This window comes from Xanthobacter pseudotagetidis, from assembly GCF_043194795.2.
In the GTDB taxonomy this organism is placed as follows: Bacteria; Pseudomonadota; Alphaproteobacteria; order Rhizobiales; family Xanthobacteraceae; genus Xanthobacter; species Xanthobacter tagetidis_A.
The window spans coordinates 1,933,909-1,948,606 of record NZ_CM195534.1; the positions used below are offsets into that span (position 1 = coordinate 1,933,909).

Below are 14,698 nucleotides of genomic sequence, written 5' to 3' on the forward strand. Positions count from 1 at the left end.
GGGAATAGCAGGAAACTGCCCGGCAGCGCGGTTCAAGCTCGGTCCCTTGGTAGGTATCTCGACGCCTTCGGGTCCGACTCCGCGAAGGCGCGAAAATGGGCACCAGCCTCTTCCAGCGTGTCGCTGCATGCCCAGATATAGCGATGGCGATAGCCGATCGGGCTTCCCGGCATGGAGCGAAGGGCAATCCACGGCAGGCCCGTTTCCGCCGGAGGGTAAAGCGCGACGAAGGCGGCGCCGCGGCTGGGAGCGGCATTGACGAAATCTGGTCCTGCCCGAAAGTCCGGCCAGCCCTTTGTGAAGGGAACCGGGAGCTTCAGCGACTGCTCAAGCGCTCGTCTTTCAGCGTCTGTGTCGACGATCCAGAGCTTCCAGGGGTGATCCTTGCTTCGATTGAAGGATGTGGGCCACTGCCCGACAAAAATGTCGGGCACCTCAGCGCAAAACCGATTGTAACAGGTGACGCGCATCCAGTCGCGAACGGCAGCAGAACCCAAATCCATCTTTTCGGCGAACCCCGATTCTGAACGCCAGCTATGCCCCCACAATCGCCGCTTAACGCGACGGAACGGAAAATGCAATCCTAGGGGCATCACGCACGCGTTCGATGACTCTGATCGGCCGGGGTGCTGAGGAGAGAGGATGACCGTGCCCTGGTGCGCATCAGGTGCCAGCTCGCTGAATCCGCTTTGGGCTTGACCCCGGTGAAAATCTCGCTCCTATGACGCCTTCCGTGGGGGCGGTAGAGGGGGCGGCGAGCACGTTTGGCGGGTGGCCGCGTGCGCTAGCTGCATGGCAATTTGGTGACGCGCCAGCCATGAAGTCCGAGCTCGGAATCTACATCTATATGGCTCCAGCGGCGGCGGTCATCTTTTCTGCCGCTTTTTTTGGAGCCTGGCTCCTCCAGCCGCAGCGCCGTTATATCCTATTCTTCTGCGTCTGCTTCATGGCCTTTGCCATGGGACTTCTGTCGCAGTTTTTGAACATCCCCTCGACAGGCGAGGCGAACATCCTGGTCTCGGGCGGGCTCTACACCTTCGCGGTGCTCTGCCTCATCGAAGGGGCCAAAGCGCGGGTCAAGGTCACGGGAGGCGACGCGCTCCTTTTCGGCATCGCCGGCGCTATCATGATGTTTCTTTATTATTATTTCTACGTCGACCGCGACCTTGCCATGAGGATCTATGCGCAGAATTTCGGGTATGGTTTGATGTTCGTCGTGGCTGCGGTACAGATTGCGCGCCCCTCCCAACGTCGCGGAGCCGACAAGCTCGTCTTCTGGCTGTTATTGATCTTTGGGTTGCATTTCTTTCCCCGCACCCTCCTGACCATGTCCATCTCCGGTGATCTTCACCATCTCGAGAAAGCCGGAGGCGCCTATGACAGAGATGCGGTGCGTGCCGCGTTCGGGCGGACACCGTTTTGGCTTGTCCTCAACTTCTCGCTGCTGATCAGTTCCTTGCTGGCCTTTCTAGCGCTCCTCGGCGCAGTGGTGGCTGACGTCATCGAAGAGTCGCGGCAGGAGGGCAACGCTGATCCACTCACCAGCCTCGCCAACCGCCGGGGCTTCCTGCGACGCGTCAAGGCCATCTCTGGCGATCCGTCGCGCCTTTCCATGAGCGTGGTCTACTGCGACATTGATCATTTCAAGTCGATCAACGATACCTATGGACATCTGGTGGGGGACCAAGTGCTCCAGCAATTCGCTCGATTACTGCAGAGTGAGATCCGGCCGCAGGATGTGGCCGCACGCCTTGGCGGCGAGGAGTTCGTGGTACTTCTCATGGATGCGAACCTTTCGGGAGCGCATGTGTTCGCCGAGCGCGTACGCCAGGAGGTGGAACTGGCGCGCTTCCCTGGCCTGCCACAGCAGGCGAGCGTGACCGCGAGTTTCGGCATTGCCCAATGGCGGCCGGGCGAGAATCTTCTTGCGGTAATGAGTAGAGCCGACACTCTTGTCTATGAGGCCAAGCGGGCGGGCCGTAACCGCATCGCCGTCGAGCCACATAACGTAGGGAATGTGGAAGGTGAAGGCTGAGGAGCCTCCGTCCTCATGTTCCATCGCCGTGCTTCGCCATGCGCTGCCACCGGGGATCGGTGTGGCGCCCCACGTATTCGTTGTCGATCTCCACCAGCAGGCGCTCGCCGCTCTTGGGATCTGCCGCGGCAAGAATGGCGGCGATCTTGGCCTCCATCCGGTCGTCATTCTCCTTGCTCTGGGGCGAGCCCACATATGGCAGGAATGCGAGGCCGCCGATCTGCCAGAACAACGGCAGGAATTCCGATTGCCAGTTTTCCAGGGTGTCTCGCAACATCACAACGGAATAGTCGCCAATACTCGCGGCCGCCCCATGCTGGGTCTGCTCGGACAGATAGGCGAACCAGCCAAAGGTCCAGTGGCCCGCGAGGGTGATAAGGAAGAAGCCCAGCGTGACCCAGCCATAGCCGTACCGCTTCCAGATCGACAGGGACCTGCCGGGCGCAAGGGATCGGCCAGCATGACGAAGGCCGTGGCGAGTTCGGCCGGCTGGTCCGGTCGTCCCTAGGCACCGACTTGCCGATGTTCTTCACCGCCTCTTCCGGCATGGTGGTGGGAATAAGCGGGGGCCAGATCGGTCCTGGCGCCACCGCATTCACACGGATGCCACGGGGCGCTAGCGATTGGGCAAGGCCGGCGGTGAGGTTGTGGATCGCCCCTTGGTGGTGGCATAGGCAAGCAAGGTGGGGTTCGGCGCGTCAGAATTGATGGAGGCGGTGTTGATGATGGCGCCGCCCGGCTGCATGTGCCGCAGCGCCGCTTTGGTCAGGCGGAACACGGTATGGACGTTCACTTCGAAGGTGTGTGCCCATTCGGCATCGGAGATGTCCTCCATCTTTTCGAAGCTCGCCTGGTGCGCTGCGTTGTTTGCCAGGATGTCGAGGCCGCCAAGGCCCACCCATGCCCTGGCGTCAGGCTGAGGCCCTTGCGGAGATAAGCCTGCGACGATCAGGTGCGCGACGAAGGTCCCTCGCCGCGGAACGGTGCCAGACGACGGCGAATGTGAGGAAGCGCGAGAAGTATCGCAGCAGCAAAGAGCGCTATATCGATATAATTGCCCATCGGGTCGCTGGCATTGCCCCCGCTAAGCGCGGAGTGGACCGTGGCGACGAAAGCAAGAACAAAGGCGGTCGCAAGACGGAGCCCACGCCCCGTGTCCGCGCTCCCCCGCGCCGCGTAGGCGTAAGCGAAAGCGCCGAGCGTCGCCACCAGATAGGCAGGAATCACCGCGCTTTCGCCCGCCAAGAGCGCGCCGGCTGCACTTGTGGCGAGCGCCAGAGGCTGGCCCCATCCGAGGGCCGCCCACACCTTCTCCCAACCCGGCGTAGGTCGTCCCTTGGCGCGCCGCCGTGCCAGCCAGATGGTGACGCCGTTATAGGCGACGTAGGTTAGCGCAAGGCCAAGCAAGCCATAACCGAGCTTGACGGGCATGCCGCCGAACCAGCCGAAATGCAGCGGCTGCAACGCACCCAGAATCTGCTGTCCAATGCTGCCCACCTCAAGGCCACCATCGCCCATGGGCGTGCCGTCGCCGTCGAAATAGTAGGTGTTGGCCAAAGCGAGATGGCCCGGCGTGCGCATGCCGAGATGGACCACTTGGCCGGCGGTGCCCACATGCTGGACGGTCGCGCTCACAAACTGCGCCTGCGGCCGTTCGGCCTGCACATGCCGGATCATGGCCGCGAGATCCGGCAGTGGCGCCGGGCTGTGGTCCTCCGTCGGCATGGGCCCGAGGATCGCCGCGAAGGCCTTCTCAGAATCGCCCTCATAGGCGGCGAGGGCCAACACCCCGACGATCAGAGTTGACAGGCCGAGAAGCGCGCCCGACGCCGAAACCACGACGTGGAACGGCAGGCCCCAGACGCCCAGGCGATTGTGAAGATCTGCCTCTTGCAATTGCCGCGCCCCGCCCCAGCGCAGAGCGAAGGCATCCTTGAAGATCCGCGGATGGGACAGGAGGCCGGAGATCAGCGACGACAACAGCGTGACCCCGACAACACCGACAAGGAAGCGCCCCCATGTGCCAGGCAGGTGGAACGAGGCGTGCAACTCGCCGAGAAAATGCGACCACGGCGCGTCAAAGCGGGCGATGAGCCGCCCTTGGGAATCAGCGAGCCATTGCCCCTCGGCGCCGTCCTCTTCTCCGCGATAGAAGACAGCCAGACGGGCGTTGGTCGCGGTTGGTCCCTGCAGGAAGACGTCATGAGCGGCACCTTCGGCCACTGCCTTCGCATGACCCTCGACCAAAGCGGCGGCGGCGCTCTCAGGTGCGACGCCCGGCGCCACGACGGGCGCCTGGGGCTGCTCCCAGCGCTGGAACTCGTTGATGAAGACCGCAACCGATCCGGTAAGGCACACCACATAGATCAGCGCCGCAAAGGCGATGCCGAGCGCGGAATGCCCCGCTAACATGGATCGGACGAACGCGGGAGACAGGGTCGGCCGTCGGCGCGACGGTGGGTCAGGGTGCACGTCCATCAGCCCAGCACCTTGGGCATGAAGGCGACGCCGTAGCCGAAGGCGGACAGGCAGACGAGCACGATGGTGGCGCGTAAGAGCTTCGCGTCGCACAGCGTCCATGCCATGCCAGCCCCCCACAGAACCGGGACGAAGATGCCACCGATCACGATCCTGTCCTGCTCGGACAGCGGTGCTGCGACGGCGAATGCAAGTCCGAGCCCGATGGACGTGATGCCCGCCAAGACGATGGCAAGGAATGCCTTTGCGCTGCCGCGCGCCCAGGAAGTCCGCCGCTCTTCTGGGTCGAGGGCCGCGCGTGGCTCTCGCGTGCGCGCGCTGCGGAATGTGGTGCTGACCGCGACGACGGCGTAGGCGATGAGGGAGAACGCGAGCAGGCCATAGGCCAGCCCGCTCTCTGCCCCCCAGGCCTGGGCGAACAGCCAGAATCCGGCACAGATCAGGGCCCATCCCGCCATGGTCGCTGCGGTGGACCGCCTCGACTTCTGCAGCCACTGCCGACGCAGGACCACGAGGCCCAGCGCCAATGAAGCCGCTGCCAGAAGCAGCTCCAGAATTCCCATGTCCGACACTGAACCCATGACGCGCGCATTACCCGGATTGAAGTCAGAACTTGTAGGTCGCGCTGCCGATGACCGTGCGAGCTTGGCCGACGCCGCAGTCGCCGCGGTAGGCGCTGCACGATGCGACATAGAAAGTGTTGGCGAGATTCTGCCCGGTCACTTGGAAGCGCCAATTTTTGGTTTCGTAGGCAACCATGGCATCGAACAGCGTGACCGCTGGCGTCTCCACGTAGATTACGCTTTGCGTCAGGATATCCCGGCCGTAGCTTTGCGCCTCGCCGATGTAGCGCACGCCGCCACCGAACGACAATCCGCTGAGCTGCCCCTCCTTTACCGTATAGACGCCCCAGAGCGAGGCCAGATTCTGCGGGATGCCATCGACGGGTTTGCCCTTCATGAAGGCGGGAATGCCTGAGGGGAACGGGTAGAGCTCTGGATAGCTCTCATACTTCGCGTCGGTATAAGAGTAAGACGCAACAATCTTGATGTTGGGGGTGATCTCGCCGATTGCCTCGATCTCGAAACCGCGCACGTTGATGCTCGCTCCCTGCACGGCGTTGAACAGGAAGTCCGGCTGTACGATCACATTGTCCTGCGTGAGGTCATAGACCGCGGCATTGACGACGAGCGGTAGGGTGGGATGCTTGTACTTGAAGCCGATCTCGACCTGGTTTCCCTCGAGCGGCTTCGCTGGCGTCTGAGTGTTGAATGGGGCTGTGATGTTGCGAGCTACGGGCTGACCGGGCTGAGGCTCGAATGCCGTGGAGAAGCTCACATATGGCGCGAACCCGAAATCGGTCTCATACATCAGCGCTGCTCGGGTCGACGTGGCAGACAGGTTCTCGTCGGCCGCCCCCTCCTGCTCAATGGTCAGCCAGTCCTGGCGCAGGCCGAGAACAGCGATCCACGGCCCCATGCGCATCTGGTCCTGGATGTAAAGGCCAGTCTGCTTTTGGGTTTCCTGGGGGCGGTCATAGAGCGGCGGCTGGCCGAACACGAGACTGCCGTCGAGGCCGACCAGATAGCTGCGTTGATTATAGACCGGGCGATACATGTTGAAACGTGGCTGCGCCGGAAGGAAGCCAGGAATGCCTGGGAAAACATTATCAAGAAGCGTGCCCGACGTGGCCATGTTCACGACATACTGGGTGTAGTCAAAGCCGCCGATGACCTTGTGCTCGACGGGGCCGGTCGTGAAATTGCCGGTTAGGTTGGTGTCGGAGTTGAAGACACCGGTCTCGGTCTGCTGATCGACAACCGCGCGCGCAATTTCGCTCTGGCCGTAATTGAGAAACGGCGCATAGGCAGGGTTGAGCACCGGCCCACCGAGGAGTGCATTCAGCGTGGCGATGCGGGCCGGAGTGAGCACGGCCGCATAAGTGGAATTGTAGGTGTTGTCGACGTGGGTGTAGCGCGTGGCGTTGCGCAACTTCAGCCCGTTCTCGAATTCATGGTCGAACAGGAAGGTGCCCGACTGCGAGGAGGTGTCGTACTTGTCGCTGGGCTCGCCGACGAAGGTGCTGAAGTCGGCCCGCTGGCCGAACCGGTTGGGAACCAGCGTACCGATCTGCGGCAGGAACTGCTGCACGGACCCCGAATGATCCTCCCGGAAATTGGCGAGGAGGGTGATGCTGGTCATATCCGTGGGGCGGTAGGTGATCGACGGCGCCAGCATCAGGCGGTCGTTGTCTACAAAGTCCACCTGGGTGCCCGCGTCCCGGCCGAGGCCGACCACGCGATAGAGCCACTTGCCGTCCGCAGTTAGCGGCCCTGAGGTGTCGAATTTGATCTGCTTGAAGTCGAACGAGCCGTATTCGAAGGTGATCTCGTTCCGGGGCGTCGCCAGAGGCAGCTTGGAGACGCCGTTGATGATGCCGCCAAGGGAGGACTGCCCATAAAGCATCGAAGCGGGGCCGCGCAGGACCTCAACGCGTTCCAGCGCGTAGGGTTCGATGGCGGCCGTATTGGAATAATAGCCGAAGCTGCTGCGCAGGCCGTCGATGAAATAGGACGCGGGTATGCCGCGGATGATGGCGTAGTCGCCGCGGCTGTCCAAGCCAAAGCCGTCGGCGAACACGCCGGCGGTGTAACGCACCGCCTCCTGAAGGCTCTGCACGCCCTGATCGCGCATCTGCTCGTCACCAACCACGGTGATGGACTGTGGCGTCTCTATGAGCGGCGTGTCGGTCTTCGTGCCCACCCGCGAATCGGTGGCCACATAGTCGATCACGGGACCCGCGGACCATGGCGTCGCCCGATCACCAGGTTGCTGGCGGGATGCCTGGTCATTCACCACCTCGACCGTTGGCAGATCGACAGCGCCGTTGGCCTGTTGGGCCTCCGCAGTGATTACCGAACTGCCGACGAGCACCGCCGCGAGCGTGACAGTATCGACGACGGTGCATTTGTTTAGAATCATGGTAAAATCCCAGACAAATATCGCAATCTGGGGGCGCCAGATTCGGTTAAATTTATACCCGCCTCACATGAAACTTGTAGAGGGTAGATCAATGGACAAATACATTTTAATTATTTTAAATTTGAAAAAAGAAACCGACTGCTATGCCTGATGCGGCCCGGCGACTTGAGCGCGCCGCGGAGGTCTTGCGTCGGGTCGCGCTCGGCGCGGCCGGTCGCCTCCGCTCCGCACGTGGGAGATCGGCGAGAACCTGCACCGGAATGACTTGGACCGCGCGCAGCGCGCCTTGCATGAGGCGGAGTGGATCAAGCTTCGGATTGAGCCGACCGCTGATGGAAAACCTCCCCAAACTGGGGAGGTTTTAAGGGCGGAAGGGGGCTGACCGGCGGCATCATGCAGGCGGCGAGAGAGCTCCCGGTCGCGGGCGATTCTCTGAAAGCTAAGGAGCACCGCCTCCGCCGGGACATGGAAATCGACAGCGCTGGAGAGGAGGTTCTTGCCGAGGCCCGCTACCCGACCCCCACCGCCCGCGTGGTCGGCTCGTCGTCGGCGACGGGATGCGCCGCCTCGATGCCGACCGACATGCCCTTGAACTCGGCATCGCCATAGATGGTGGCGAAGGCCGCGTCCGATGCGTCGCGTCCGACCCCGATCCGGACCAGGCCCTGAAGCGCCGCCTGCCGCGTGGCGTCGAACAGGTACCAGTCGCCGTCGAGATAGGCCTCGAAGACGGCGTGGAAATCGGGTGGGTCGAGCTTCCACGCATAGCCGCTGGCGAAGCGGGCCGGGATGTTGAGCGCGCGGCAGAAGGCGATGCCGAGATGGGCGAAGTCCCGGCACACGCCGGCGCGCAGCACCATCGTGTCATAGGCCGAGGTCTGGGCATCGCTCGACCCGCGCTCATAGTCCACGTGCTCGTAGATCCAGTTACAGATGGCGGTCACGCGCGCATGGCCCGGCTCCAGCTCTGCGAACTCGCGCCGGGCGAACCGGCCGAGGAGATCGGACTGGCAGAAGCGGCTCGGCAGGAGATAGGGCAGGATGTCGAGGGGCAGCTCGGCCACCGGCACCTCCCGGATGTCCTCCGGCGCCTTGTCGAGCATGTTCACCTCGACCTCGGCTTCATAGGTGACCGCGAACCGTCCCGACTCGGCGAGGACGCGGAAGAAGCGACTTCCTCCCTCGTCGTCGGAGAACCGATCGATCGGGCTTGCCGGCTCCAGCGTGAGCTTTTCCGCGACGATGCGCTGGCGGGGCAAGGCCGCCGCTTCCAGGTTGAGGATGAAGACGGTGGGCGCCTTCACATCATATTCGAGGCGTGAGTGCATGGTGAAGCGCATGGCTCTCCCCAGGGCAGCAACGTTATGCCGTGCATATGACGCCTAAGCCCGCGCTTTGTTCCCGCGTCCGGTTCCGCGGCCCGCGGATGAGGGAACACCGGTCGGCGCACCGGCGTTTGTCCCGGCACCGATAACTGAGGGAATTCGACGATGGCCGAGACCAACTCCGCCCAGGCGGTACGCGAGACGCTCGAAGCGCAGATTGCCGAGCTGAGAGACGAGATGGCGAGCTTGGGCAAGTCCATCAAGGCGCGCGCCTCGGATGTCGCCGACGATGCCGAGGACGCCTTCAACGACATGCGGTCGAAGGCTAACGGCGCCATGAAGGAAGCCGGGCGCAAGGCGCGGGTCGTGTCGGAGGCGGTGGGGGAGCATCCCGGAACAGCCGCTGCCGTGCTGCCATCGGCGGGTCTCATGGGCATCATGATCGGCTTTGCGGCTGGCTACCTCATTGCAAGCTCGAAGCGGTGAGCGAGGGCGTCCAGTTCCACGCCCTTGTCGAGCGATGTTCCAGCGATGTCCTTCAGGGACTCGCCGAGGGCTTCGCCACGGGCGGCATCTCGGCGCACCGTCCGCTCATCCCGACCAGTCTTCAAGGCGGCATCGGCGGCGAACGCCACGGACAAATTGTCCGCGGCGGCCCCATTTCTAATGTGCGCCTGCCGTACTTGGGCGCGCGCTTCGGGGTGCAGCGTTTCGTAGATCTCTTTCCGCCGCGCCGTCTGGTAGGCGGCCTCCGCCGGGCTCAGCTCGGCCCGGCATGGGCGGCAAAATTTGCCATTCTCGCGCATTGGCCGCTTGAACTGCCCCCTAAGCCCCAGCCGTTGGGCGGCTTCGGATTGAACCGGCCCTGCTGGTGCGTTCAGTTGTCGGCCTTTGGGCGGCCCCTGGCGCGCTTGATACTCTCGGCGAGCTCGGGGAACACCTCAGCGAAGGGCTTGGCGTTCTTCATGTCCTCTTCAGTGATTTCCCAAGTGTCCGGATCTTCGGCAATCTGCCGCTGAATTTCCGCCTCCTCCGCGTCGGTGAGCGGCCGTGGTGTCTTCTTCTCGGTCGTGCCTGCCCTTCTTAAGCTGCGGTCAGGGTGGGGATGTCGGATACATCCACCTCGCGCTCGGCATGCCACTGATCGTGGGCCGCCTGCATCCTGAGCCAGATGCCGGCGCCGTCCCCGAACATCTTGCCGAGCTTCACGGCGATGGTGGGCGTCACAGGCTGCTTACAGTTCAGGATGTCGTAGAGCGTCTGCCGGGAAATCCCGAGGAGCCGGGAAATCTCGGCCTTGCTCCGGCCCGTGGCGGGGATGACGACCTCGCGCAGCAGTTCGCCGGGGTGGGTGGGCTCGATGGCCGGGTGCCTGAGCGTCTTACTTGCCATGGTAATCCTCCATGTCGACGGCGACCGCGTCTTCGCCGCCCCAATCGAACGTGATCCGCCAGTTGCGAGACACCGAGACCGCGTGGCGCTCTCCGAGCTTCGGCGAAAGGACGTGGTAGCCGAGGCCAGGAATGTCCATCTGCTCCGGGGCGTCCGCAGCGTCCAGGCGGGAAAGAACAAGCTTCACCTTTGAGAGCCAATCCGGATGGATGCCGGAAGCGTCGCCCTTGGTCCAATAGCGGCTCAGCGCCTTGCTCTTGAAACTCCTGATCATGAGGAAATGTAAGGTATACCCTTACATGTGTCAATTAATGCCTGACACCCATTCTTTTTGCTGCATTGGCTCAGGAGCGTAGGTTTCAGGTGGCAGGTTTCAGGGTGGTTTCAGTGGGCAACGCGCGAGGGTAGCAGTTGGGCTAATCCAAACCCGACGATCCACCGGGTTTGGTTCTCGCGCCCCCTTGGGCGCCATGGAGGCGGGCATCTCGCCGTGCCGTGCGGCGAGTGACGATCCGTCCAGATGAGCGAGCCGTGGGCGGAAAGCCTTGTGCGGGAAGGCACCTCCGAAATTCGGAGCTGCCTCTGCATTGCAGGATGCCCCCCTGCCGCATTGGTTCCCCAATTCGGGGGAATCAAACCGTGGCGCCATAAGCAATCCGTCTTCGGCTGGCTTCCAACGAACCGTGACGAACGTTGGCGGTGGCGCGCGACAAATAAACCATTGATAAGTTTAGGTGTCGCAGGATGCCCGCGAGCCGGCGCGAACCTCGGCGGAGCGCGATGTGGTAGGCCCGGCCGGACTCGAACCGACAACCAGACCGTTATGAGCGGTCAGCTCTAACCATTGAGCTACGGGCCCGCGCTTCGCCGCAGCGCGGCGTGCCGTTCCCCTCTAGCAACTGGCGGCGGCGCGAACAACCGGAGCGTTCGGCGCGAAGCGGCCGGCCTCGCCGATACGACGCGCGTGGCGGGCCGGAAGCGGTTTTCCGTTGGGAGCGCGGTTGACGCCACGGTAACGCCCCAATGGCGCCGCGTTCGGAAGGTGGTGTCTTCGCGCCTGATCCAGGCCGCGTCGATCCGGTCGGATCACCCACCCTCACGTTTTGCGGGCGGGTGGCCGAGGAGGTCGACGGGGGTGTCCGGGATCGCGCGCCACGTCACCCGATGGAGATTCGCCCATGCCCGTCGACAGGGCCCACGGTCTGCCCGCGCGTCCGCTGCGCGTCGTCTCAGGGGCGCTCTGCGCGCTCGCACTGCTTGCCGCCGCGTCCCTTCCGGCGCACGCCGCCGCCACGCTGACGGTGATCGGCGAAGGCAGCGCCACGGCGGAGCCCGACATGGCGCTCGTCGCGACCGGCGTCGTCACCGCCGGCAAGACCGCGGGCGAGGCCGTCGCCGCCAATTCCAAGGCGGCCGCGGCCGTCATAGCCGTCATCAAGGAGGCGGGGATCGCGCCGAAGGACATCGCCACCGCGAATTTCTCGCTCTCGCCGCAATATGCCAGCGGCGCGCAGTCGGGGCCGCCACGCCTGGTCGGCTTCGAGGCGCGCAACACCGTGCGGGTGAAGGTGCGCGACCTGGCGCAGCTCGGCGCGCTGCTCGACAAGATGGTCCAGTCCGGCGCGAACCAGGCCTCCGGCCTGACCTTCCTGCTGTCCGATCCCGACAAGATGGAGGAGGCGGCCCGCGTCGACGCCGTCAAGGATGGCATGGCGCAGGCGAAGTCGCTGGCCGCGGCGGCTGGCATGCGCATCGTGCGCATCTCGAGCATCGACATGCGGGCCGACCGTTCCGGCCCGGTGATGCCGGCGCCGATGATGATGAAGGCCGAGGCCGCCCGCGCGGCGGTCCCCATCGAGGCCGGCGAGCTGGAGGTGCGCGCCCACGCCACCTTGGTGTTCGAGATCGAGCCGCAGTGAGCCGATGTCGGCGCGCCGGCCCCGCGCCGGCGCGCCGTTCGGGCCGGACCGGCACAGAAGCTGTCACTTGCGCGTCCGGCCAAAGTGGTAGAGCCATTGTCCTATTCCTCGCGCGCCTCGATTCGCGGGGGGAATCACAGGGATCTTCCACAAGGCATCTTCCACGGGGCGTCGGCCATGGGGTCGGGCATCAACGAGCGGAACGGCCGGCGCATCCAGTACGCCGCCTTACCCTACCGGGTCCGCCGGGACGGGACGGTGGAGGTGCGCCTCATCACCTCCCGCGAGACGCGGCGCTGGGTAATCCCGAAGGGCTGGCCCATGAAGGGCCTCACGCCCGCCAAGGCCGCGGCGCGCGAGACCTACGAGGAGGCCGGCCTTCTCGGCACGGTCGCGCGCGAGCCGCTCGGCCTCTACACCTACGACAAGCGCCTCGCCCACCGCACCGTGCCGTGCGACGTCATCGTCTTCCCCCTGAAGGTGAAGCGGCGCGCGCGCAACTGGCCGGAGCGCTCGCAGCGGTTCGGCTTCTGGTTTCCCATCGAGAGCGCGGCCGCCGCGGTCCAGGAGGAGGAGCTGAAGGTGCTCATCCTGGCCTTCGGCGACCTCATGGCGAAGGCGTTCGCCGAGAAGCGCAGCGCCTCCACCGCCGAGGTGGCGGACGCGGCTCCGACCGAGGCGCCGGCAGCCAAGGCGCGGCGCGGCAAGGGCAAGACATCCCAGCCCGCGCGCGCCGCGATGGCATCCGACGCCGATGCGCCGGAGCCGTCCAAGGCCGCTACCGCACCGGGCGGGAAAGGCGGGGCCGAGGGCAGCGACGGGACCGACGCCGCCGCCGCCAAGAAGGCCAAGCCGGCGAAAGGGAAGGCGGTGAAAGGCAAAGCCGCCAAGGAGAAGGTGGCCAAGGCGAAGGCCGCGAAGGAGAAGGCGGCCGAACGGGTCGAGGCGGCCGGATCGCGAGCGCAGCCAGCCAAGGCCGGCAGATCTGGAAGGGTAGCAAAGCCACTGGCGCGGCCGAGCGCGAAGTCGAGGGCGACGTCCGCGGAGGAAGAGCAGAGGCCCGGTCCGCAGGCCTCATCCAGGCGCCCGGCGAAGGCATCGGCGCGCGCCGGAGCCAAGCCCGGCGTGAAGCGTGCGGTCAAGGGAGCCGACAAGGCGGGCGCCGGCAAGATTGCCCTCGCCAAGATCGCTCTAAACAAGAGCGCCCTCGCCGCGACTTCGGAGCCCGGATCGGCCAAGGGGGCTGCGAAGGGCGCTGCGAAGGGCGCCAAGGCAGCGAAGGCTGCCCGGCCCGCGAAGGCGGCGAAGGTCGCGAAGGCGCCCAAGTCGGCTTCAAAGCCGGCTTCAAAGCCGGCTGCCATACCGGTGGCGAAGGCGGGCGCCAGAGCTGCGGCCAAGGGCGCCGAGCCCGCCGCAAAGCCCGTGAAGGCGCCGCCGGCCAAGGGGGCGAAGAAGCTCTCCACAACCGCGAGGGAGCGCGGTCCGGGCAAGGCGCCGCATCTGCTACACTAAGCGCGGGCGCGACGGCCATTCCCGGTCCTGCTCTCCAGGCGGTTCGGCTGCCTGCCGGCGGCGAGCCCGGTCAGGACGTCGCCCCGCGCATCCGTCTGGCGCGCATCCGTCTGGGATGCAACGGGCTCTGCGGCCCTCACGCCGTCGGCGGCTCCACCGCCCGGCGGTAGAGGTGCCACGTGGTGTGGCCGAGCACCGGCAGGACCACCAGCAGCCCCAGGAACAGCGGCAGCACGCCCACCACCAGCATCGCCACCACGATGATGCCGTAGAGAATCATGGGGCCGGGGCTCGCCAGCACCGCCTGCACGCTGGTGATCATGGCCGTGACCACGTCCACGTCCCGGTCCATCAGCAGCGGGAAGGAGATCACCGAGATCGAGAACAGCCCGAGCGCCAGCGCCGCGCCGATCACATGGCCCACCGCGAGGAAGCTCAGCCCGTCCGTGGTGGTGAACAGGACCTGCGCGAAGTCCTGCAGCGAGGCGAACGAGGCGAAGCCCAGGAAAAGGGCCAGCAGCAGCCGGACCTGATACATCCAGATGATGAAGGCGAAGATGGTCACGAACGCCATCCAGCCCAGTTCGCGGCTGCGCTGGGCGAGCGCGGTGCGGATGACGCCCGAGAAGGTGGGCTGGCGCCCGGCCTCGATCTCGCGGCTGACCTCGTAGAGGCCGGCGGCGACGAACGGGCCGATGAGCACCGACCCCGCGGCCAGCGGATAGGCGAGATAGGCGACGTCCAGCGCGAATACGGTGGCGAAGATCAGAAGCCCGCCCAGCGCATAGATGCCGCCGAAGAACAGGCCGATCGCCGAAGCCTTGCGGAAATCCGCGACACCGGCCTCCAGCGCCCAGGTCAGATCGGCCATCGTCACCGGCCGGACTTTCGGGAAGGCCGTGACGGCGCTCCCGTGCTGCTTCACCACATCCGCCATCTGCGGCCCTCCTGGATGCGCCCTCCCCAGGGCACGTTCGCATTTGGCCTCGGGAGCCGATGCGCTTCGCTTATGGAAGAGAGAGTGGGAGCGGCGGCGACTGTTGTAAAGCCCGTAG

General features: G+C 65.0%; 14 protein-coding genes, 1 tRNA gene and 2 pseudogenes. 4 read left to right on the forward strand and 13 right to left on the reverse strand.

Annotated elements, in window-relative coordinates:
• Nucleotides 1–32: 32 nt before the first annotated feature.
• Nucleotides 33–581 carry a hypothetical protein gene (locus V5F67_RS08910; RefSeq protein WP_394018915.1) on the reverse strand — a complete coding sequence of 183 codons (549 nt, stop codon included), beginning with the start codon at nt 579–581 and terminating at the stop codon, nt 33–35.
• Between the two features lie 236 nt (nt 582–817).
• On the opposite strand from V5F67_RS08910, the gene V5F67_RS08915 reads away from it, so the two are divergent.
• On the forward strand, nt 818–2,035 hold the full coding sequence (locus V5F67_RS08915) for a GGDEF domain-containing protein (RefSeq protein WP_394018917.1): 1,218 nt from the start codon (nt 818–820) through the stop codon (nt 2,033–2,035).
• Between the two features lie 13 nt (nt 2,036–2,048).
• On the opposite strand, the gene V5F67_RS08920 is transcribed toward V5F67_RS08915, so the two are convergent.
• The 6 genes and pseudogenes from V5F67_RS08920 to V5F67_RS08945 all read right to left on the reverse strand — a co-directional run bounded on the left by V5F67_RS08920 (nt 2,049) and on the right by V5F67_RS08945 (nt 8,835).
• Nucleotides 2,049–2,465: a DUF6766 family protein gene (locus tag V5F67_RS08920; RefSeq protein WP_394019244.1), complete on the reverse strand. Its 417-nt coding sequence runs from the start codon at nt 2,463–2,465 to the stop codon at nt 2,049–2,051.
• Nucleotides 2,426–2,927 (reverse strand): annotated as a pseudogene (locus V5F67_RS08925) (SDR family oxidoreductase); the annotation flags it as partial. The gene V5F67_RS08920 and the pseudogene V5F67_RS08925, both read right to left, overlap by 40 nt.
• Nucleotides 2,928–2,983: 56 nt before the next feature.
• Complete coding sequence (locus V5F67_RS08930) at nt 2,984–4,513, reverse strand: PepSY-associated TM helix domain-containing protein (RefSeq protein ID WP_394018919.1); 1,530 nt, start codon at nt 4,511–4,513, stop codon at nt 2,984–2,986.
• Complete coding sequence (locus tag V5F67_RS08935) at nt 4,513–5,094, reverse strand: hypothetical protein (RefSeq protein ID WP_394018921.1); 582 nt, start codon at nt 5,092–5,094, stop codon at nt 4,513–4,515. The genes V5F67_RS08930 and V5F67_RS08935 overlap by 1 nt, the downstream gene beginning before the upstream one ends.
• Nucleotides 5,095–5,119: 25 nt before the next feature.
• On the reverse strand, nt 5,120–7,495 hold the full coding sequence (locus V5F67_RS08940; RefSeq protein ID WP_394018923.1) for a TonB-dependent siderophore receptor: 2,376 nt from the start codon (nt 7,493–7,495) through the stop codon (nt 5,120–5,122).
• Between the two features lie 509 nt (nt 7,496–8,004).
• Nucleotides 8,005–8,835: a transglutaminase-like domain-containing protein gene (locus V5F67_RS08945; RefSeq protein ID WP_394018925.1), complete on the reverse strand. Its 831-nt coding sequence runs from the start codon at nt 8,833–8,835 to the stop codon at nt 8,005–8,007.
• Between the two features lie 150 nt (nt 8,836–8,985).
• Here V5F67_RS08945 and V5F67_RS08950 point away from each other — a divergent pair, with 150 nt between their 5' ends.
• Nucleotides 8,986–9,306, forward strand: coding sequence for a hypothetical protein (locus V5F67_RS08950; RefSeq protein WP_394018927.1), 321 nt, complete (start codon nt 8,986–8,988; stop codon nt 9,304–9,306).
• Here V5F67_RS08950 and V5F67_RS08955 read toward each other — a convergent pair.
• The 5 genes and pseudogenes from V5F67_RS08955 to V5F67_RS08975 form a co-directional block, all read right to left on the reverse strand.
• Entirely contained in the window at nt 9,279–9,626 is a 348-nt protein-coding gene (locus V5F67_RS08955; RefSeq protein WP_394018929.1) for a hypothetical protein, read from the reverse strand. The genes V5F67_RS08950 and V5F67_RS08955 overlap by 28 nt on opposite strands.
• A 74-nt stretch (nt 9,627–9,700) precedes the next feature.
• Nucleotides 9,701–9,841, reverse strand: a pseudogene (locus tag V5F67_RS08960) (BrnA antitoxin family protein); the annotation flags it as partial.
• Nucleotides 9,842–9,903: 62 nt separating this feature from the next.
• The gene (locus V5F67_RS08965) at nt 9,904–10,212 is read right to left on the reverse strand and encodes a HigA family addiction module antitoxin (protein ID WP_394018931.1); all 309 of its coding nucleotides are present in this window, start codon (nt 10,210–10,212) and stop codon (nt 9,904–9,906) included.
• The gene (locus V5F67_RS08970; RefSeq protein WP_394018933.1) at nt 10,202–10,486 is read right to left on the reverse strand and encodes a type II toxin-antitoxin system RelE/ParE family toxin; all 285 of its coding nucleotides are present in this window, start codon (nt 10,484–10,486) and stop codon (nt 10,202–10,204) included. The genes V5F67_RS08965 and V5F67_RS08970 overlap by 11 nt, the downstream gene beginning before the upstream one ends.
• A gap of 509 nt (nt 10,487–10,995) precedes the next feature.
• Nucleotides 10,996–11,071: transfer RNA gene (locus V5F67_RS08975), tRNA-Ile, on the reverse strand.
• 319 nt (nt 11,072–11,390) lie between these two features.
• Between V5F67_RS08975 and V5F67_RS08980 the strand changes: the two genes are divergently transcribed.
• Entirely contained in the window at nt 11,391–12,131 is a 741-nt protein-coding gene (locus V5F67_RS08980) for an SIMPL domain-containing protein (protein WP_394018935.1), read from the forward strand.
• Nucleotides 12,132–12,308: 177 nt separating this feature from the next.
• Nucleotides 12,309–13,643, forward strand: a complete 1,335-nt coding sequence (locus V5F67_RS08985; protein WP_394018937.1) for an NUDIX domain-containing protein — start codon at nt 12,309–12,311, stop codon at nt 13,641–13,643.
• Between the two features lie 136 nt (nt 13,644–13,779).
• On the opposite strand, the gene V5F67_RS08990 is transcribed toward V5F67_RS08985, so the two are convergent.
• Nucleotides 13,780–14,580 carry a DUF2189 domain-containing protein gene (locus tag V5F67_RS08990; protein WP_394018939.1) on the reverse strand — a complete coding sequence of 267 codons (801 nt, stop codon included), beginning with the start codon at nt 14,578–14,580 and terminating at the stop codon, nt 13,780–13,782.
• Nucleotides 14,581–14,698: the final 118 nt, after the last annotated feature.

Coding starts and splice junctions, on each gene's coding strand:
- V5F67_RS08935 (WP_394018921.1), bottom strand. CDS start 5,094: ATGGGTTCAGTGTCGGACATGGGAATTCTGGAGCTGCTTCTGGCAGCG.
- V5F67_RS08970 (WP_394018933.1), bottom strand. CDS start 10,486: ATGATCAGGAGTTTCAAGAGCAAGGCGCTGAGCCGCTATTGGACCAAG.
- V5F67_RS08945 (WP_394018925.1), bottom strand. CDS start 8,835: ATGCGCTTCACCATGCACTCACGCCTCGAATATGATGTGAAGGCGCCC.
- V5F67_RS08955 (WP_394018929.1), bottom strand. CDS start 9,626: ATGCGCGAGAATGGCAAATTTTGCCGCCCATGCCGGGCCGAGCTGAGC.
- V5F67_RS08985 (WP_394018937.1), top strand. CDS start 12,309: ATGGGGTCGGGCATCAACGAGCGGAACGGCCGGCGCATCCAGTACGCC.
- V5F67_RS08930 (WP_394018919.1), bottom strand. CDS start 4,513: ATGGACGTGCACCCTGACCCACCGTCGCGCCGACGGCCGACCCTGTCT.
- V5F67_RS08940 (WP_394018923.1), bottom strand. CDS start 7,495: ATGATTCTAAACAAATGCACCGTCGTCGATACTGTCACGCTCGCGGCG.
- V5F67_RS08990 (WP_394018939.1), bottom strand. CDS start 14,580: ATGGCGGATGTGGTGAAGCAGCACGGGAGCGCCGTCACGGCCTTCCCG.
- V5F67_RS08965 (WP_394018931.1), bottom strand. CDS start 10,212: ATGGCAAGTAAGACGCTCAGGCACCCGGCCATCGAGCCCACCCACCCC.
- V5F67_RS08950 (WP_394018927.1), top strand. CDS start 8,986: ATGGCCGAGACCAACTCCGCCCAGGCGGTACGCGAGACGCTCGAAGCG.
- V5F67_RS08980 (WP_394018935.1), top strand. CDS start 11,391: ATGCCCGTCGACAGGGCCCACGGTCTGCCCGCGCGTCCGCTGCGCGTC.
- V5F67_RS08915 (WP_394018917.1), top strand. CDS start 818: ATGAAGTCCGAGCTCGGAATCTACATCTATATGGCTCCAGCGGCGGCG.